Consider the following 18,309-nt stretch of genomic DNA (forward strand, 5'->3'; position numbering starts at 1 on the left):
CATGACCGAGGTTCTGAAGGTCCATGAGCTGAACAAGGCGTTCGGATCCACGAATGTATTGAATGGTATCAGCTTCTGCATGAGCGAAGGGGAGGTGATCTCTCTGATCGGATCGTCAGGATGTGGAAAGAGCACCGCCCTTCGCTGCATCAACTTCCTGGAGACGCCGACGTCCGGGCAGATCGAGTTCATGGGGCAGGCGATCTATGTCAGTTGCAATAAGAGTGGCGACAGCGAAATCGTCAACGCTTCCTACATCCGAGCGTTTCGCCAGCGGATCGGCATGGTGTTCCAGAACTTCAACCTCTGGCCTCACCGCACCGCGCTCGGCAACGTGACGGAGGCCCTGGTCTATGTGCTGAAACTCAGCAGAAAGGAGGCCGAAGAGGTTGCGCTGTCCGCCTTGTCGAAGGTTGGCATGGCGAGCTTCCGCGACCGCTATCCGCATCAACTGTCGGGCGGGCAACAGCAACGGGTTGCGTTCGCACGTGTGCTGGCAATGCGACCAAAATTGATGTTGTGCGATGAACCAACATCCGCACTCGACCCGGAACTCGTCGGGGAAGTGCTGAAGGTTATCCGCACGCTGGCGGAAGAGGGGGCCACGATCCTCCTCGTCACGCATGAAATGCGGTTCGCACGCGATGTGTCGAACCGGATGATATTCCTGCAAGAGGGCCGCCTTGAGCAGGACGACACGCCGGAAGAACTACTTCGAAACCCCGCCACGGAAGGGGTGAAGCGGTTTCTATCGAGCGTCATGCCGGCCAGCGCCTCGAGGCGTCTGGCCACAACAACAACGATAAAAGGGTAACAGACATGATCATCAGCAAAATCATCAAGTCAGCATTGGCAACCAGCCTGCTCGTCTCCGCTCTGGCCACGGCCGCTTCTGCCAAGGACGGGGTCCTGCGCATCGGCACGGAGGGCGATGCGCCGAAGTTCAGCATGGCCGATCCGAGCGGTAACGTGACCGGCTTTGACGCCGACATCGCCAACGGCATCTGCGCCGAACTCAAGTTGAAGTGCGAGTTCGTGGTGCAGACGTTCAGCTCGTTGGTGCCATCCATGGACAGCGACCGGTTCGACGTCATCATTTCCGGCCTTGGGATTACCGCCGAGCGCCAGAAGAAGATCGATTATTCCATTCCCTATGCGACCACGCCGCTTTACTTCGTCGTTGCGAAGGATTCTCCGCTCGCCGGACTGAAGAGCCTGCCCGAAATCAAAAAAGCCATCGAAGGCAAAAGTGTCGGCGTCGCCACCGGCACGACCTACGCCAAGTTCATCGAGAAGCGGATGCCTGGCGTCGAACTGAAGACATACGACGCCGTCACCCAGCAGACCGCCGACCTCGCAAGCGGTCGCATCGATGTTGCTTTCGGCGACTCGCCGACCTGGATGGACTTTCTTGCAACACCTGACGGCGCCAACTTCACGAAGATCGACGTGAAGATCATGGCCGTGGATGACCCGGACGTTCTTGGGCACGGCATGGGCGTTGGCATGCGCAAGGGCAACACCGAGCTCAAAGCGAAAGTGGACGACGCGCTTTGCAAGATGGTCAATGATGGCAAGGTGAAAGAAGCCTCGATGCACTGGTTCCAGGACGACTATACCATTCCCTGCAAGAAGTGATCCTTTTGAAAATGCGACCTGCCTTGGCTCGGTCCAAGGCAGGTCATTGGGATGGTGTCCATGCTAGCTGATTTCTGGATATTGATGGTGGAGCGAGACTGGGCGCTTGCTCTGCTGCGGGGAAGCACGGTGACGATCGCGATCGGCCTGCTCGGCATGTCGTTGGGTTTTGTGGTTGCTACCCCGTTGGCTGTTCTGCGCTGGCAAAAAGTCGTCGTGGTTTCGCAACTGGTCGACGCCTACAGTATCGTCGTTCGCGGTGTTCCGGGGCTGCTGGTGATCTACCTGCTGTTTTTCGGGTCTGTCGATATGGTCAAAACCGTCGCGACCACGTTTGGCTACCAGGACTCGGTTGACAATGCCTACCCATACATTGTCGGCGTGATCGCCATAGCTGCAATCTCGTGCGCTTATTCTATCGAGGTCATCCGCGGCGCGCTTCAGGCGGTGCCATATGGACTGCTTGAAGCTGCGAAGTCGCTCGCCTTGCCAACTCGGATCGCCTTCTCCCGCATCACCTTTCCGCTGGCTTTACGGCTGGCGCTTGGAGGGATCAACAACGTGTGGCAGATGACGATCAAGGACACATCGCTGATCTCGGTGGTCGGACTGCAGGAACTGATGAGAACGGCTGCGATCGGAGCCGGGATTAACCGCTCTCCTCTCCTGTTTTATTGCATCGCCGCGGCTTTGTTCTTCTGCATGACGGCGGTCAGCCAAACCCTGTTTTCCAAGGCAGAACGGGCGCTGAACCGCGGCTTCGGAGGGCGATGATATGGATCTCGATATCATCACCTACGCCGTTCCCTTCCTGCTTGTCGGCGCCAAGACAACATTGCTGATCGCCCTGTTCGGAATTGTCTTCGGATTCCCGTTCGGTATCGTCGTCGGCCTTGGGCGCGGCTCGAAGAATAGGGTTCTGCGCAACATCTGCGACACCTACTGCGCAATATTCCGCGGGACGCCGATGCTGGTGCAGATATTCGTCATTTATTACGGGCTGGCACAGGTAGGCTTCATCCGTCACAACCCGGTGCTATGGTGGATGATTGGCGATAGCCTGCACGCGGCGATCCTTGCCGTCGTGCTGAACACCGGCGCCTACACCGCTGAAATCTTCCGCACCGCTTTCCTCTCTCTGCCCAAGGGTCTTATCGAGGCGGCCGAAGCCTGCGGCATGTCTCCCTGGCATGTCTTCACGCGGGTGAAGTTTCCGCTGGCATTGCGCCAGGCACTGCCTGCCTACAGCAGCGAGGCGGCGATTATCGTCAAGGAATCGAGCCTCGCATCGACGATCACCGTGCTGGAAATCACCGGATACGCCAAGAGGTTGATGAGCGAGACCTTCGCGATCATGGACATCTTCATCATCAGCGCCGCCCTCTATCTCGCCATGAACGTCGTTGCTCTAACGGCATTGAAACTCCTCGAACGGCGCTTGTCGCTTGTCCGATAACCCACCCCAGAAAGGCTAAATCATGACCAACCTCACCTTCGTCGATCAGAACAACCTTCCGGAGCCGCGCAAGGGTCAGCCCGCGCCCGACCGGCTTATCGAGGGCAACCCGCAGTTCCTGTCCTGGGACATCGCCCAGACCGCGGACGGCGTTGTTCGTTCCGGTCTATGGGAAGCGACGCCCGGCGCCTATCGCTCGATCAAGGGCGAGACATTCGAGGTTTGTGTCATTCTTTCCGGCGTTTCGGAACTGACGGAGGACGGCTGCGAACCGCGCCGGATCGTCGCAGGTGACAGCTTCGTCATGCATCCCGGGTTCGTGGGTACCTGGAAGGTGATTGAGACCACGCGCAAGCTCTGGGTCTGCCGCGACTAATCATCACCAGCCCGGTGCATCCTATCCATTACGGTATCCGCTCATGACCCAAACTCTTCAGCATTCGGTTAAATCAACGCCCTATTGGTGGGACGACTGCACGTTCCCGTCGCTGCCGGTTCGGGACGTCGACAAGACCTGTGACGTGGCCATCGTCGGGGGTGGATATACCGGCTTGTCCGCGGCGATCGAACTGGCGCGGGCAGGCAAGCATGTTCAGCTCTTTGATCGTCAAGCTTTGGGTCAGGCAGCATCCAGCCGTAACGGTGGGATGGCGAGCGGTAGCATCCGACCGGGGCGCAAGGAGCTCATCAAGCGCTTCGGAGAGGACAGGGCAAACGGCATCCTCATGGAGGGGAAGGCTGCGCGGGAGGATCTCGGGCGTTTCCTGAAGGAGGAGGGTATCGAATGCGACTTCTTCCTGTCGGGTCTGTTCGACGGAGCCATGACGGCCGATGAGGCCAATGAGCTTCGTCGTCACGCCGACTTCCTTCGCAGCACCCTGGATATCGAGGCCTTTCCCGTCGAGCGGGCCGACGTTAGAAAGTACATCGGGACGGATCTCTATGTTGGAGGTCTGGTACGCAGGGACATTGGCGGTCTGCACCCCGCAAAGCTGCTTGCCGGTATGATCCGCATCGCACACGCGGCCAATGCCATCATTCACGAGAACACCGCGGTCTTGAGTTCAGCCAACGACGCCGCCGGTGTGCGCATCCAAACCCAACGCGGCGAGGTGTTTGCCAAAAAACTCCTCGTCTGCACCGATGGATACACCGATGGTTTCGATCCATGGCTGCGCCGCCGCCTGGTCCCGGTCCGCAGCAGGATCATAGCGACAGAGGCATTGGGCAAGGAGACTCTAGATCGCGTGATGCCCGCCCGCATGATGCATGGCGACATGCGAAAACTGAGCTACTATTATCGCCCTTCACCGGATTGCACACGGATCTTGTTCGGCGGACGAGACGGTACGACTGAGGGTGATCCCATCGCCCCGACCGTGCATTTACAAACCGAACTGGCGAGGCTCTTTCCGGAACTCGCCGGTGTCGGCCTTACGCATAGCTGGTTCGGATACGTCGCGATGAACCGCGATATGATTCCGCGCATGTTTTCGTCTGGCAACACAGTCTATGCGACCGGCTTTTGTGGCTCCGGTATCGTATGGGGGCGCTGGCTGGGCAAGAAGGCGGCGTTCAAGATCCTCGGCGACGAGGAGCAATCGCGGTCCGCCTTCGACTTCGATCCAGCTCCCAAGGCCGTGCCGTTCTATTCCGGCAAGCCGTGGTTCATCCCGATCGTCTATTCGATGTATGAGCGGCGCGACAGGAAGACCCTTCGCCGTCGCCAGAACAGCTGAAGCAAGCAATGGCGTTTCTCTTTCTGTGCGACGCCGTTCGAGGCGCCGTCTTCGCTGGAGCATTCTCGAGGCATCTGCCCGAGGTTTCCTTTTCAATGGCGGCGGACGAAGACGCACTCCATCGGTCGTGACGGTTTCTAGGGCAGGTGAAATAATATGATTAGCCAGGACTTGATCGAGCAGGCACGTGAGCGCATCGCCAGTCACGTCCTCCATACTCCTCTGACGACATCGACGTCGCTCTCCGAACGCATCGGAGCGCAGGTCAGCTTGAAGCTGGAGCATCACCAATTGACCGGTAGCTTCAAGCTCCGGGGTGCAACAAACGCAGTTCTTCAACTCAGCCAATTGGAGCGCGATCGCGGCGTCATCGCAGCCTCAACCGGCAATCACGGAAGAGCACTTTCCTATGCTGCTCGGGCAGTTGGCTCTCGCGCGACCATCTGCATGTCGCGTCTGGTGCCGGAAAACAAGGTATCCGAAATCCGACGGCTGGGCGCAACAGTGCGCATCGTGGGTTCGTCGCAGGACGACGCACAACAGGAAGTCGAACGGCTAGTTGCAGAGGATGGGCTCAGCATGATCCCGCCTTTTGATCATCCCCACGTCATCGCCGGCCAGGGAACCGTCGGGCTCGAAATCGCCGAGGCGATGCCCGAGGTCGCGGCAGTTCTCGTTCCTCTTTCTGGAGGTGGATTGGCCGCAGGCGTCGCGGCAGCCATAAAGGCCAAGCGACCCGAGGCTAAGGTCATCGGTGTCACCATGGACCGAGGGGCAGCCATGAAGGCTAGTATCGACGCTGGTCACCCGGTGCAGGTGACGGAGTATCGCAGTCTGGCCGACTCGCTGGGAGGTGGCATCGGGTTGGATAACGCTTGGACTTTCCCGATGTGCAAAGCCCTTCTCGACGATGTTGTCCTCGTCAATGAACGCGAGATAGCAGCCGGTATCCGGCACGCTTATGAGTATGAGCGTGAGATAGTCGAGGGCGCTGGCGCAGTTGGTATCGCGGCGCTGCTTTCCGGCAAGCTGGCTCATCTCAAAGGTCCGGTAGCAGTTATCTTGTCGGGCCAAAATATCGACATGACGCTGCATCGAAACGTCATCAACGGACTTGATATAGCGACTGAGGTGGATTGATGCCTATTATGAAAATACTCACTGAGCCTGAGCTCAGACAGATCATCCAGCTCGACCTCGATGCCGTTAAATGCGTGGAAGCCGCTTTTCGCGCACTGGCCGTCGAGGATGCGGTGAAGATGCCGCCCATTCTACGTCTGGATGTGCCTGAGAGCAGAGGCGAGGTCGATGTGAAAACCGCGTATATTCCAGGCTTGAGCGGTTTCGCGATCAAAATTAGCCCCGGTTTCTTTGACAATCCGAAGATCGGTCTTCCGAGCACAAACGGCATGATGGTTTTGCTCTCGAGTAAAACCGGACTAGTTCAGGCACTGCTCCTAGACAATGGTTACCTGACCGACGTTAGGACGGCGGCTGCTGGTGCTGTCGCGGCAAAACATCTGTCGCGTGAAGATGCCTCGATCGCAACCATCTTCGGTGCCGGAGTCCAGGCGAGACTGCAACTCCAAGCACTCACTCTGGTGAGACCAATCCGAGAAGTGCGTATATGGGCGCGTGATCAGCGCAAGGCGGAGGCGCTCGTCGAACAGTTGAAGCGCGAGCACAGCTTGCCGGTCATTGCCTTCGCCGATCCAAAGGAAGCCGTATCGGGTTCTCATATCATTGTGACAACGACGCCTGCAGGCCGGCCGATTCTTGATGCCTCTTGGCTTGAACCCGGGCAGCACGTGACAGCCATGGGCTCCGACGCCGAACATAAAAACGAGATCGATCCGGCCGCCATTGGGCGCGCAGACGTCTATGTGGCGGACAGCCTAAAACAGACACGGAGGCTGGGTGAGCTTCACCATGCCATAGCGGCTGGGCTGTTTGCGGCGGACACGGATTTTCCGGAACTGGGCCAAATTATTGCCGGCGAGAAAGTCGGACGTACTCGCGATGCAGACATCACAATAGCCGATCTTACCGGTACAGGTGTTCAGGATACAGCAATTGCCACGTTGGCCTTTCAGCGTGCTGACGAACTCAACGCCGGCAAGATGTTTGAGAGCTAAGAGGCTGCTTGGGAACCGGTTTTGCGGCTTGCCCGAGATGACGAGCTTCGGGCAGCGTTGGCTGCCGCTCGCGATGCGGCGACGCCGGCCAGGATAGTTCGATCGCCACCGCCACATGCTCCATTCGAAAGGAGCGCGACGAGCAGGAAGGCAGCGAAGGCGCCCACCGAAAGCGAGACCGCCGCACTATGGTCGATCATGCCTTACTAGGACGAAGAAGAGGCAATCGCGATTGCCAACGACACCTTCTATGGATTGGGCGCCATGTCCAGTCTTCAGATCCGGAGCGGGCACGGCGGATCGACGCGCGGATCCGTGCCCGATAGGTTCATATCAACTATCCGGCTTGGGACGGGCGGCCGCGTTTGGTGGCTACAAGCGATCGGGTAACGAAAATCCTCGGTTACTGACGAGGCGACCCGGCGCGGGCGGCTCGCCAGGGCAGCGGCTTCAGCGACTGGCGAAGCATCGTCAGGAAAGCGGCAGTCCGCGCGCTTCGCCCGTGCCGCGAGCCGAGCATGGCGACGATGTCGGCCGGCGGGAGCTTCCAGTTGGGGAGCACCTGCCGCAACCGTCCCTCAGCGAGATCTTCTGCAACGTTCCACTCGGAACGGATCATGATTCCTTGGTGTGCAAGCGCCCATTCGCGGATCACGGCACCGTCGTTGCTCGACATGACTGGATCGACACGCACCGTCACATTTTCCTGTCGCAGTCCCGTGAAGCGCCACAGCGTCACGTCCTCGTCATTCTCCCGAATGGCAAGACAGCGATGTTGAGCAAGGTCAGCGGGCGACAAAATGGGCGGAGCCGAGTCAAGGTATTTCGGACTTGCGCAGAGAATCCGGGGGTTCGGTGCCAATGTCGTAACGACCTGGTCCAGATGCCCCGACGCCCCGATATGGACAACGACATCGTAGCTTTCGACGAGCAGGGCCGTCGGATGGTCGGACAGCTGCAGGGTCGCGGTCGCGCCGTGGTGTTCGCGTGCGAAGGCATCCACGACCGGGGCGACATAGAGCCGTCCGAACCCATGTGGCGCTGCGACCCGGAGGTGTCCGCGAACCGCACCCCTGCGATCAGCTAATGCCTCGGCCAGCGAGTCGATGGCTTCACCGACGATAACGCTGTGAGACGCCACCAATGAGCCCTCTTCGGTCAGCAGCAGGCGTCGTCCGGAGCGGTCGATCAGCCGCACCCCGACTTTCTCCTCGAGCGTGCGCAAGCGCTGGGTCACCGCCGGAGGCGTTACGTTCAGCTTTCTCGCGCTTTCTGCGAGAGATTTCGAGCCGGTGAGGACCGAAAAGAAGGCAAGATCGTCGGACGTCAGCATTAATCCAAGCCTGAAGCGAACATTCACCTAGCATTAATTGTCATCTTTATGGTTTCGCGACAAGATAAAATTCGAATTGGAGATCGGATTCATGGATCTAGCGACGATCGACCCGCCCGCCCGTCTGACCGCCACGACCAGCCTTGAGGCGCTGGAAACGCCCTGTCTGGTTCTGGACGCGGACCGGATGGACAGGAATGTCACGCGGCTCAGGAGCCGGCTCGACGGCCTGGGCGTGTCACTGCGACCGCATCTGAAGACCACGAAGTCGATCGAAGTGGCCTTGCGGGTCATGACCTCGCCTGAGGGCCCCGCGACCGTCTCCACGCTGAAGGAAGCCGAGCAGTTCGCGGCCGCAGGCGTTCGCGACATGATCTATGCGGTCGGCATCGCCCCGGCGAAGCTCGCGCGTGTCGCCGAGTTGCGCGCCAAGGGCGTCGATCTCGTGGCCATTCTGGATACTGTCGAGCAGGCGCAGGCCGTCGCGCAGGCATCCCGAAACGCCGGAATGCGCATCCCTGCCATGATCGAAATCGATTGCGACGGCCACCGCTCGGGTGTTGTGCCCGCCAATCACGTCCAGTTGTTGGAGATCGGGCAGGTGTTGGCGGCAGGTGCCGAGCTGCGTGGCGTTCTGACCCATGCCGGCGACAGCTACAAGGGTGGGGGCGTCGAGGCACAGCAGCGCTATGCGGAAGCGGAGCGATTGGCCGCTGTGGAAGCCGCGCAGCTTCTGCGCAGTGCGGGCCTGCCGTGCCCGGTCGTCAGCGTCGGCTCGACGCCGACGGCCCATCACGCGAAGGACCTTGCCGGAGTGACCGAAGTCCGCGCTGGTGTGTTTGTGTTCTTCGATCTGGTTATGGCAGGCATCGGGGTTTGCCAGGTCGATGACATCGCGCTCAGCGTCCTTGCGACCGTTATCGGACACCAGCGCGAGAAGGGCTGGATCATAACCGATGGCGGATGGATGTCGCTGTCGCGGGACCGTGGCACCAGCAAGCAAGCCGTCGATCAGGGCTATGGTCTCGTCTGTGACATCGACGGCAACGCCTATCGGGACATCATCGTTGCCGATGCGAACCAGGAGCATGGAATTATCGCCGTGCGGCCCGGGTCGGGCGCCCGCCTACCCGATCTGGCGGTCGGAGACCGGGTGCGGATCCTGCCTAACCATGCGTGCGCTACCGCTTCGCAGCACGCAGCCTATCATGTGGTCCGCGGTCGCTCGCACGCCGTTGAGGCCTGCTGGCCGCGCTTCGGAGGCTGGTGATGTCCAAATCCATAACCGTAAATACCGATCGTGCGCCCAGCCCTGCGGGTCATTACGCGCAGGCGAAGCTGGCCGGTCAGCATCTCTATATTTCCGGGCAGCTCCCGATCCGGCCGGGTGGAGAGCCGCTTGCCGACGACAGCTTCGAAACGCAGACGAGGCAGGCCATCGACAATATGCTGGCGGTTTTGGAGGCTGCCGGCGGAACCCCGGCCGATCTCGTCAGGGTGACGGCCTATATCGTCGGCGTGAGCAATTGGCCCCGCTTCAACCAGGTTTACGCAGCACGGCTGGGGAATGCCCGTCCGGCTCGCACCGTCGTTCCGGTGCCCGAACTCCACTACGGCTATCACATCGAAGTCGATGCGATAGCCGTGCTCGCCCAAAGTGCTCCCGCCGGACCAGCAGCAAACGGTCCAGAATAAATCAGTTCAGGTCAGTCTCAATGTCTCCACTTCTCAAACGCATACAGAGCGATCAAGAGCTTCCCGCGAAGGCGGATGTCGTCGTCATCGGTGGCGGCATTATCGGCGCGTCGGCGGCATTTTCGCTCGCAGAGCGGGGCCTCTCCGTTGCTTTGGTGGAAAAGGGCTATGTCGGCGGCGAGCAGTCGAGCCGCAACTGGGGCTGGTGTCGCCGACAGAACCGTGACGAGCGCGAGCTGCCGCTCTCGGGGATCTCCTTGCAGTTGTGGGACGAGATTGCGGCCAAAATCGGCGACGACGTCGGCTTCCGCCGATGCGGTCTGTTCTACGCGACAGATAACGCCCAGCAATTGGCGGAATGGGAACAATGGCTTGATACTGCCCGGCAGTTCAACGTCAACACGAAGATGCTGAGGGCCAGAGAAGCGCATGACAGGATTCCGGCGCACGGTCGCCAATGGCTCGGCGGGGTCCATTCAGTCGATGATGGCAAAGGCGAGCCTGCCATTGCCGCGCCGACGATCGCGAACGGCGCGCGCAAATTTGGCGCGACTATCCACCAGGAATGCGCTGCACGCGGCCTTGATATCGTCAATGGTGCAGTTGCCGGGGTGATCACGGAAAGAGGGCTTATCAGGACGCAGGCCGTTCTGAGCGCCGGCGGTGCGTGGACATCCTTGTTCTGCCGCCAGTACGGCGTTGAATTCCCGCAGGCGAGCGTGCGCCAGACCGCAATTCGTACGCGGCCCACAGCCAATCTCGGCGAGGCGATCTATACGCCGGAGTGCTCGTTGACCCGCAGGTTGGATGGCAGCTACACGCTTGCTATCAGCGGCAGGGCGACGCTGGATATCACGCCGCAAGGCCTTCGCTATGCGCGCTGGTTCATGCCGATGTTTCTGAAGCGACTGAAATCGGTCCAGATCGGCGTCGGCAGATCCATGTTCCATGGACCGGAAGCGTTCGCGAGTTGGAACATGGAGACGCATTCGCCTTTCGAGCGGATGCGTGTTCTCGACCCAACGCCGAGCCGCCGTACGATCGCGGCTATTCTGAAAGGTGTTACAGAGCAGTTCCCTGCGCTAGCGGGCATCGAAGTCGCCGACAGTTGGGGCGCCTATGTGGATTGCACGCCGGACGCGGTACCGGTCATCTCGGCGTCCGATCATGTGAAAGGCCTTTATCTGGCCGCGGGCGGCTCCGGCCATGGCTTCGGCATTGGCCCGGGCATCGGCCGCCTGGCGGCTGACCTGGTTGCTAACGATAGGCCTTGCGTTGATCCCACGCCCTTCCGTCTGTCACGCTTCTTTGACGGTTCCAGAGTCGAGGTGGGCGGGCTCTGATCGTGCCGGACACAGGCCGGGAGATGGCCGCCGATGACGCGCGCGTGAGGTCGGCGGAACAGATGTCGACGTCATCGCCATCGGCGAGGGGTTGGAAACGTTGCGTGTTCGCGATGAAAAACTATTAAGGGTGCCAGCGTTCCTGTCGGAGATGACCGGATATTCATGCATGAGGCCAGAGGAATAGAAATTATGCCGGTCGAGGTTCAGAAAGTAAGTGACAGCGCCTCTTTTCCAACCCAGGTCGATGTCGTCGTCATCGGGGCGGGGATCGTCGGTACCTGCACGGCCTATGAGCTCACCCGCAAAGGGGTGTCCGTTGCTCTGCTTGAAAAGGGCATCGTCGGCGGCGAGCAGTCAAGCCGGAACTGGGGATGGGTGCGCCAGCAGAACCGCGATATCTACGAGCTGGCCCTTGCCATGTACAGTCTGCGGCGCTGGGAAGAATTGGGCACCGAGATCGGCCGCGATCTTGGGTTCCGGCGCAGCGGGATACTTTACTGCACCAAAAACGAGGCGGATGTCGCCCGATGGGAAAAGTGGGGCCAGGCTGCACGCGTTCAGGGATTTCACAGCCAGATACTCAGTGCTTCGGAGGCTAACGAGCGGACTTCGGGTGGCACATCCTCCTGGGTGGGCGGCGTTTGGTCTCCGACCGATGGGAGAGCGGAGCCCAGCCTTGCTGTGCCTGCCATCGCCGAGGTCGCGAAGGAAAACGGCGTATCGCTCCATCAGAACTGCGCCGTTCGGGGCCTCGACATTGCCAACGGCCGGGTAACAGGAGTGTGGACGGAACGAGGACTTGTGAAAGCGAGCACCGTTGTTTGCGCTGGCGGAGCATGGGCTTCCCGCTTTTCTCATCGCTATGGCATTGAGCTTCCAGTCGCAAATATCTCCGGGACCGCGATCAAGACGACTCCCGCGCCCGAAATCATTCAGGCAGGATGCCTCTCGGCTTCAAACTTCGTGCTGCGGCGTCGGACAGACGGCTCCTACACGGTTGCCGTACCGGGACATGGTACGCTCGACATCACGCCGCGGGGAATGCGATACGCCTTCAAATTCTACCAGATGTATCGCAGCAAGATCAGCAAGAAGCTCAAATATCGCCTCAACAGCAGCTTCTGGAGTGGTCCAGATGCGTTCGGCAGTTGGGAGAACGACGAGATTTCGCCGTTTGAAAAGAACCGCATTCTGGATCCGGCGCCCGACGCTGAACTTGTCAAACTCGCCATCAAGAACCTTGAGAGCGAATACCCGGCGCTCAAAGGGATTGGGGTCGAGCGCGCGTGGGGAGGGCTCATCGATACCTCTCCGGATCTCGTTCCCGTTATCTCAAGAGTGGAGCAACTGCCCGGTTACGTGATTGCCGCGGGCTTCAGCGGACACGGTTTTGCTATCGGACCAGGAGCCGGCCGGCTCGTGAGTGAGATCGTCCTGAATGAAACGCCGATGACAGACATCTCACCCTACAGACTGAGCCGGTTCATCGATGGTTCGGCGATCAGACGTCCGGAAATGATGTAACACCCGACAAAGACGCGATTTGCGTGAACCGGCATTGACGGAGGCGCCGATAGCGCAACTTTCGCGATCAGATATGCCCTTACCAATTTATCCCGATGCTTCGAAGAGGCTTCAGCCCCACTTCATCTCGCCCTTTGCGACCTTTGCGCCGAGTTCGAGCGAAGAGATGTCGGCGAGGTTCGGGTAAAGCTTGGTCATGGCTGCGATCAGTTCCGCGCTGTTTTTTGAGCGGGCCAGCTCTTTGTCGAAAGCAAGAAGGTAGTCGCGCGTAAACTCGACCGCCTCGATGCCTTGCGGGGCACCTTCGACCTGATGGCCGGGAACGACGATCTTCGGCGCGCGAGTGATGATCCCGTCGAGCGCTTTGATCCATGCCGTGCGCAGTTCGATGGTTGCCGTATCTGCGACCCAGACGTGATTTCCGGAATCGACGAGGACGCCACCGAATACCGCTTCGAGTGCTGGTACGAAAAGGTAGCGTCTGTCGTGCATATCCGGAACCTCGACGATCTCGATGAGGTTGCCTTCCAGGTCGAGTGATGCGGCATCCGAAGCTTTGGGGATCACCACGTCCGCCAGCGCCTGCGGACCGTTCTCCTTCAACTGCGGCCCCCAAACCCCCAGCTTGACTTCGACATTGTCCTTGATTGCCGCGACTGTGACCGGTTTTGCGATGACCGCCGCCTTCGGAAAGGCCTCAACGATCGGGCGTAAGCCGAAATAATAGTCCGGATCGTTGCAGCTCACATAGATCGTCACACTCGATTGTGAAAGATGTACGTGTTCAGCGGCGCGCGTGAAGTTGAGAGTATTAGCAACTGCGGTGAATGTTTTGAGATGGCGAAGTTGCACGTTCTGCCCTCGGAACAGGATCATGTTCACCAAATCCCTAGCACAACCCAGCTCGGAAGTATCCGACGATTCGCCCTACCCGATGAGAACCGGGCAGGGCATCACGGGCGTGATTTGGTCTCAATCAAACCGTTCGTCGCGCTTGTCGCCAACAGCGGCCATGGGTGGTCGAACCTTCACGTCCCTCAGAGGTCGGAAGAGGAGGGAATCGGCCGATCGCCCACCACGCTCGTTTGATATGAAGCGCCTCCGATGCACCTGAGTTCAGGCGCGGTCACCCGTAGGATAGTTGCAGCCAAGGCTTACACCTCGCCAGCGTATTCGCCGCGTGCCGGGTAATCGTTTTTGATCACGAAATCCAAAGCTTGCACCATCTCGGCGAAATTCGGTCGCGCGAACGGCATGGATTGAACGGAGAGCCAATAGACCGTTTGATCTGGCTTTATCAAAAAGACGCCTGGCTCGGAGAACAATTCGGGCTCCTCGATGCCGATCGAAGTCTTTCCGCGCGATGCTGAAACATAGAGGCCCCACAACCGTGCCACGCTCAAAGGCAGTCCGTAACCGACGCGGAGGTGCGCGGCACCAATCTTATCTGCCATTTGCCGAGCGCGTTCTTCACCGTCGGAGCTTATCGCGATGGTGCTGACGCCCCTTTCTGCGAAGGATGGCGTCATTCGTTCAAGCTCCTTCAGATAGCTGGCGCATACAGGGCAGTGGAGACCGCGGTAGAAGCAGACAAGCGACATGAGCGAGGGCGTTTCGCTGGCGAGATCGAACTCTCCGTGATCGAGTGTTTTGACGGTCAGGCCAGGGGCCGGCATTCTCGGGACTAACATTGATTGACTCCATTTTGTGTGCCGCCGACGCCATCGCGTTGACGTCGGAACCTCAGTGTCACATACTTTAAGCGATCAATGGTCCGAAAAACATGATTGAAAATCTAACTTTCCATTCAAGGGTGGATCGTCTCTCAGCCTTCTTTGACACGTTCGAGCTGTCGGCCTCATTGGAGCCAGCGCGTGCCGGTGACATTCAAGCGAGGCTGTTTGTTGTCGGTGCGCCGGAAGGCCCTGCGGAAAGCATCATCCTTTGCCTGCGTGGTGACGTGACTCCCGAGCCGCCATTTCTGGTGACTGCAACGGTCGATTTCGAGAGCCCGCAAAATCCGCTCATGAACGCTTTGCCGGATCAAGTGCGGGTCGAAGTCAACGACATACCCACCCTTCGCGACACGACAGCCGCTTTTGTGGCTGAGGCACTGGGGTCCCGATGCGGACGGAGCGCGGCATTGAATCGGCTCTGCGAAGTGATGGTTCTACTTCTCTTGCGGTCAGCAATTGATCGCGGGGCCGCCCAGCCTGGGTTGCTGGCAGGCCTGTCCCATCCCGCTCTGCACCGAACGTTAGTTGCGATGCATGACGCGCCGGCTCGCGCTTGGAACAGCGAAGACCTTGCTGCAGTGGCGGGGATGTCGCGAAGCCATTTCATGGCTCGTTTTCGCGACGTCGTCGGCACGACGCCACAGGCTTATCTGACGGATTGGCGCTTGACCATTGCTCGGCGGAAGCTGTCCAAAGGGGCCAGAGTCAAGGCAGTGGCACGACAAGTCGGTTTTTCCAGCGCTGCTGCCTTCTCTCGTGCCTACTTCCGAAAATTCGGAGACTGGCCGTCTTTCCAAGGACAGGGAGCCATTTAGACTCACGGAGCCCGGCCGCGTTACGAGTGGCGGCATGGGTCACTCGTTGTGGGTTGATCCTTCGCAATCACGGTCGCAGCCGGGCTAGGGAGCGGAAGTCCAACCGAAGGATGCCGGACAGCACTTTGCGGACGAAGCCGCCCTCGCTTTACGTTCAGTCTTGACAGAACTAGGACAGTCGTCCTAGTTCTCATGTGTCAAACAAGGGCGTCGAAGGTAAATGCCAGCACAGTCAACCCGTGACCTGATTGTCGAAAAGGCGGATGCCCTCTTCTACGAGAGCGGATTCGAGGTCACGTCCTTTGCTGATATCGCCACGGCCGTGGGAATCTCGCGCGGGAATTTCTATCACCACTTCAAGACCAAGGACGACATACTGGATGCCGTGATTGCCCGCCGAATGGAGCGAACACGGGCGATGCTCGACGGCTGGCAGGCGGAGGGCGAAGGCCCGCGCGAGCGCATCCTGTCTTTCATTCATATGCTGATCATAAACCGAACCCAGATCATGGATTTCGGCTGCCCAGTCGGAACGCTTTGCTCCGAACTCGCCAAACTGGATCACGCCGCGCAGGGCCGCGCGAGCGAAATCTTCGGCCTGTTCCGCAACTGGCTCGCCGGACAAATCAATGAGCTTGGTGCCGTTGATCGGGCAGAGACGCTGGCGCTGCATCTTCTGGCCTGGTCGCAGGGGGTGGCGGTGATGGCGACCGCCTTCAAGGACGAGGCATTCATCCGCAACGAGGTGGCCGGGATCGAACACTGGCTGACATCCCTGCCGGACCTCTCGCAACCTAAATGATCAAGGAGCACCGATGTTCGTCACCTTCCTGAGATTTGCAGAGAACCGCACCGCCGCGCCGGAATTCATGGCAGCGCATAACGACTGGATCGCGCAGGGCTTCGCCGATGGCGTGTTCCTCTGCGTCGGCTCGCTCCAGCCCGCCGCGGGGGGCGCTATCCTCGCTCATGGGGAAAGTCGTGAGGCGCACGATACGCGCATCGCCGCCGACCCGTTCGTCGTGGAGGGGATCGTGACCGCCGAGACTTACGAAATCGACCCGAAGCGCACCGTTCCCGCGCTCGAATTCGTGAAGGCCGCATCATGAGCGCGACAACTGTTCCCGGCCCGGACGATCGCCCTCGTTGTCTCTAATGCGCCGCCGCGCCAGAATTCTTCGACTACCACGACCGCGAATGGGGCTTCCCGATCGTGGATGACATAAGGCCATTCGAGAAGCTCTGCCTCGAATGCTTCCAGTCGGGCCTAAGCTGGCGCACCATCCTTGCCAAGCGCGAGAATTTTCGCGCTGCTTTCGCCGGGTTCGATTTCCGCAAGGTGGCGCTGTTCGATGAGGCAGATGTGACCAGGTTGCTGGCGGATGCGGGGGTCATCCGTCATCGCGGCAAGATCGAGGCCGTCATCAACAATGCCGGCCGCGCCTGCGAACTGATAGAGACGGAAGGCTCCCTGGCGGCATTCGTCTGGCGGTTCGAGGCAGACGATGATGGTGCGCGGCCGCAAAGCCGTTCGACCTCGCCCGCCTCCGAAGCACTGTCGAAGAAACTGCGTAAACGCGGATGGAAATTCGTTGGTCCCACCACCGTATATGCCTTTATGCAGGCGATGGGGTTGGTCAATGACCATGCAGAGGATTGCATCATGCGGGCCGAAGTCGAAAAGGCGCGATCGGCTTTGCGTCGATATCCGTGATGGATGGCACGGCAGCTTTGGGCTCAATTGAGCCATTCGTCGCGTGCGTCGGCAATGACAGCAACGGGTCGGCTCCGGCCGCTCGGCCGTGATCGCTTTAACGACCGGTTCTGGGCGCAAACCGGAAGCTGCAGCCGAGCACCTTATGAGCCAGCCTCCAGAGCTATCGGCTTTCCGAATTTTGAGCTACCGCTCCTTGGGATATATCTAAATGAGCCGAGCAGGAGGGGATATGCACGTTGCTCGCGTTTATCTGCGGGTCAGTACGCAAGGGCAGGATCTTGATCGCCAGGAATCGATCATCGCTGAGGCGAGGGATGCCGGGTACTACATCGCCGGCGTCTACCGCGAGAAGGCATCCGGCGCTCGCGCCGACCGGCCGGAGCTGCTTCGTCTAATCGCGGACCTTCAGCCGGGGGAGGTTGTCGTTGCGGAGACGATAGACCGCATCAGTCGTCTGCCCTTGCCTGAAGCTGAAAAGCTGATCGAAACAATTCGGAATAAGGGTGCTCGTCTTGCCGTACCTGGTGTGGTGGATCTTAGCGACATCGCGGCCAGCGCTGACGGCGTTGCCAAGATCGTGCTCGAGTCCATTCAGGAAATGTTGCTGAAGCTCGCCCTGCAAATGGCTCGAGACGACTTCGAGGATCGCCGCGAACGCCGGAGGCAAGGCATCGAATTGGCAAAGGCGGGCGGGAAATATGCCGGACGCCAAGCTGACCTGGTGACACACGAACGCATTATTGTCTTCCGGTCTGGCGGCAACAGTATCAGCAGGACGGCGAAGCTGACCGGCTGCAGCGAAGCGCAGGTGAAGCGCGTCTGGGCTCGACATCAGAAGGAAAGCGGGAAGCAGGAAATGTTGTCGCGAAAGTTGAGTTCTGCGACTGTGCAAAAGTCAGTTGCAAAACCGTCGCTTTGATCGGGACTTTTGCGAAAACCAGGCCGCCGGAATCGACGCTAAGCGGAAGCTCGCTTGCTCCGGGTCAATTCACCGCCATGACCCCAACCGGACCTTCGTCGAAAGCGCAACAATGTCCGGATCGCCGGGCAGAAGCCCACAATCACTGGGCGCCCTGATACCAAGGCAATCCCGGCCAGGTTTTCCGCGAACAATAGCCCGCGGCTTAGTTGGGCTCGACTCGCGTTCCAACGCAGGTCATGCGAGAATGTCCCTC

Annotated in this window: 19 protein-coding genes and 2 pseudogenes; 17 read left to right on the forward strand and 4 right to left on the reverse strand. The window is 59.6% G+C overall.

Annotated features, from left to right (window positions below; genetic code table 11):
• The first annotated feature begins 1 nt into the window (after position 1).
• From ACSQ2W_RS25505 to eutC, 8 genes are all read left to right on the forward strand, one after another.
• Positions 2-814 carry an amino acid ABC transporter ATP-binding protein gene (locus tag ACSQ2W_RS25505; protein WP_436088890.1) on the forward strand — a complete coding sequence of 271 codons (813 nt, stop codon included), beginning with the start codon at positions 2-4 and terminating at the stop codon, positions 812-814.
• Between the two features lie 5 nt (positions 815-819).
• Positions 820-1,638: a transporter substrate-binding domain-containing protein gene (locus ACSQ2W_RS25510; RefSeq protein ID WP_436088891.1), complete on the forward strand. Its 819-nt coding sequence runs from the start codon at positions 820-822 to the stop codon at positions 1,636-1,638.
• Positions 1,639-1,698: 60 nt separating this feature from the next.
• Positions 1,699-2,412: an ABC transporter permease subunit gene (locus tag ACSQ2W_RS25515; RefSeq protein WP_436088892.1), complete on the forward strand. Its 714-nt coding sequence runs from the start codon at positions 1,699-1,701 to the stop codon at positions 2,410-2,412.
• Between the two features lies 1 nt (position 2,413).
• Positions 2,414-3,094 (forward strand): ABC transporter permease, encoded by a 681-nt coding sequence (locus ACSQ2W_RS25520; RefSeq protein ID WP_436088893.1) that lies wholly within the window; start codon positions 2,414-2,416, stop codon positions 3,092-3,094.
• Positions 3,095-3,116: 22 nt separating this feature from the next.
• Entirely contained in the window at positions 3,117-3,470 is a 354-nt protein-coding gene (locus ACSQ2W_RS25525) for a cupin domain-containing protein (RefSeq protein ID WP_436088894.1), read from the forward strand.
• Between the two features lie 43 nt (positions 3,471-3,513).
• Positions 3,514-4,833, forward strand: coding sequence for an NAD(P)/FAD-dependent oxidoreductase (locus ACSQ2W_RS25530; protein ID WP_436088895.1), 1,320 nt, complete (start codon positions 3,514-3,516; stop codon positions 4,831-4,833).
• Between the two features lie 156 nt (positions 4,834-4,989).
• The gene (gene eutB / locus ACSQ2W_RS25535; protein WP_436088896.1) at positions 4,990-5,973 is read left to right on the forward strand and encodes a hydroxyectoine utilization dehydratase EutB; all 984 of its coding nucleotides are present in this window, start codon (positions 4,990-4,992) and stop codon (positions 5,971-5,973) included.
• Positions 5,973-6,968 (forward strand): ectoine utilization protein EutC, encoded by a 996-nt coding sequence (eutC, locus tag ACSQ2W_RS25540; protein ID WP_436088897.1) that lies wholly within the window; start codon positions 5,973-5,975, stop codon positions 6,966-6,968. The genes eutB and eutC overlap by 1 nt, the downstream gene beginning before the upstream one ends.
• 68 nt (positions 6,969-7,036) lie before the next feature.
• On the opposite strand, the pseudogene ACSQ2W_RS25545 reads toward eutC, so the two are convergent.
• Both ACSQ2W_RS25545 and ACSQ2W_RS25550 read right to left on the reverse strand, forming a co-directional pair.
• A pseudogene (locus ACSQ2W_RS25545) lies at positions 7,037-7,156 on the reverse strand (iron ABC transporter permease); the annotation flags it as partial.
• Positions 7,157-7,371: 215 nt separating this feature from the next.
• Positions 7,372-8,301, reverse strand: a complete 930-nt coding sequence (locus ACSQ2W_RS25550; RefSeq protein WP_436088898.1) for a LysR family transcriptional regulator — start codon at positions 8,299-8,301, stop codon at positions 7,372-7,374.
• Between the two features lie 91 nt (positions 8,302-8,392).
• On the opposite strand from ACSQ2W_RS25550, the gene ACSQ2W_RS25555 reads away from it, so the two are divergent.
• From ACSQ2W_RS25555 to ACSQ2W_RS25570, 4 genes are all read left to right on the forward strand, one after another.
• The gene (locus ACSQ2W_RS25555; protein WP_436088899.1) at positions 8,393-9,571 is read left to right on the forward strand and encodes a DSD1 family PLP-dependent enzyme; all 1,179 of its coding nucleotides are present in this window, start codon (positions 8,393-8,395) and stop codon (positions 9,569-9,571) included.
• Positions 9,571-9,996: a RidA family protein gene (locus tag ACSQ2W_RS25560; RefSeq protein WP_436088900.1), complete on the forward strand. Its 426-nt coding sequence runs from the start codon at positions 9,571-9,573 to the stop codon at positions 9,994-9,996. Before ACSQ2W_RS25555 ends, ACSQ2W_RS25560 begins: the two co-directional genes overlap by 1 nt.
• A 20-nt stretch (positions 9,997-10,016) precedes the next feature.
• Positions 10,017-11,339: an NAD(P)/FAD-dependent oxidoreductase gene (locus tag ACSQ2W_RS25565; protein WP_436088901.1), complete on the forward strand. Its 1,323-nt coding sequence runs from the start codon at positions 10,017-10,019 to the stop codon at positions 11,337-11,339.
• Positions 11,340-11,531: 192 nt separating this feature from the next.
• On the forward strand, positions 11,532-12,866 hold the full coding sequence (locus ACSQ2W_RS25570; protein ID WP_436088902.1) for an NAD(P)/FAD-dependent oxidoreductase: 1,335 nt from the start codon (positions 11,532-11,534) through the stop codon (positions 12,864-12,866).
• Between the two features lie 111 nt (positions 12,867-12,977).
• Here the strand turns inward: ACSQ2W_RS25570 and ACSQ2W_RS25575 are convergent, their stop codons facing one another.
• Together ACSQ2W_RS25575 and ACSQ2W_RS25580 are read right to left on the reverse strand one after the other, a co-directional pair.
• Positions 12,978-13,742 (reverse strand): LysR family transcriptional regulator, encoded by a 765-nt coding sequence (locus ACSQ2W_RS25575; protein ID WP_436088903.1) that lies wholly within the window; start codon positions 13,740-13,742, stop codon positions 12,978-12,980.
• 278 nt (positions 13,743-14,020) lie between these two features.
• Positions 14,021-14,557 (reverse strand): peroxiredoxin-like family protein, encoded by a 537-nt coding sequence (locus ACSQ2W_RS25580; protein WP_436088904.1) that lies wholly within the window; start codon positions 14,555-14,557, stop codon positions 14,021-14,023.
• Between the two features lie 92 nt (positions 14,558-14,649).
• Here ACSQ2W_RS25580 and ACSQ2W_RS25585 point away from each other — a divergent pair, with 92 nt between their 5' ends.
• The 5 genes and pseudogenes from ACSQ2W_RS25585 (at position 14,650) to ACSQ2W_RS25605 (ending at position 18,053) form a co-directional block, all read left to right on the forward strand.
• Positions 14,650-15,417, forward strand: coding sequence for an AraC family transcriptional regulator (locus ACSQ2W_RS25585; protein ID WP_436088905.1), 768 nt, complete (start codon positions 14,650-14,652; stop codon positions 15,415-15,417).
• A 220-nt stretch (positions 15,418-15,637) separates the two neighbouring features.
• Positions 15,638-16,219, forward strand: coding sequence for a TetR/AcrR family transcriptional regulator (locus tag ACSQ2W_RS25590; RefSeq protein WP_436088906.1), 582 nt, complete (start codon positions 15,638-15,640; stop codon positions 16,217-16,219).
• A 13-nt stretch (positions 16,220-16,232) separates the two neighbouring features.
• Positions 16,233-16,526 (forward strand): YciI family protein, encoded by a 294-nt coding sequence (locus ACSQ2W_RS25595; RefSeq protein ID WP_436088907.1) that lies wholly within the window; start codon positions 16,233-16,235, stop codon positions 16,524-16,526.
• Positions 16,523-17,131 (forward strand): annotated as a pseudogene (locus ACSQ2W_RS25600) (DNA-3-methyladenine glycosylase I). Before ACSQ2W_RS25595 ends, ACSQ2W_RS25600 begins: the two are co-directional and overlap by 4 nt.
• A 232-nt stretch (positions 17,132-17,363) precedes the next feature.
• The gene (locus ACSQ2W_RS25605; protein WP_436088908.1) at positions 17,364-18,053 is read left to right on the forward strand and encodes a recombinase family protein; all 690 of its coding nucleotides are present in this window, start codon (positions 17,364-17,366) and stop codon (positions 18,051-18,053) included.
• Positions 18,054-18,309 lie beyond the last annotated feature (256 nt).

Origin of the sequence: Pararhizobium sp. LjRoot255 (genome assembly GCF_964252905.1) — a bacterium.
In the GTDB taxonomy this organism is placed as follows: domain Bacteria; phylum Pseudomonadota; class Alphaproteobacteria; order Rhizobiales; family Rhizobiaceae; genus Pararhizobium.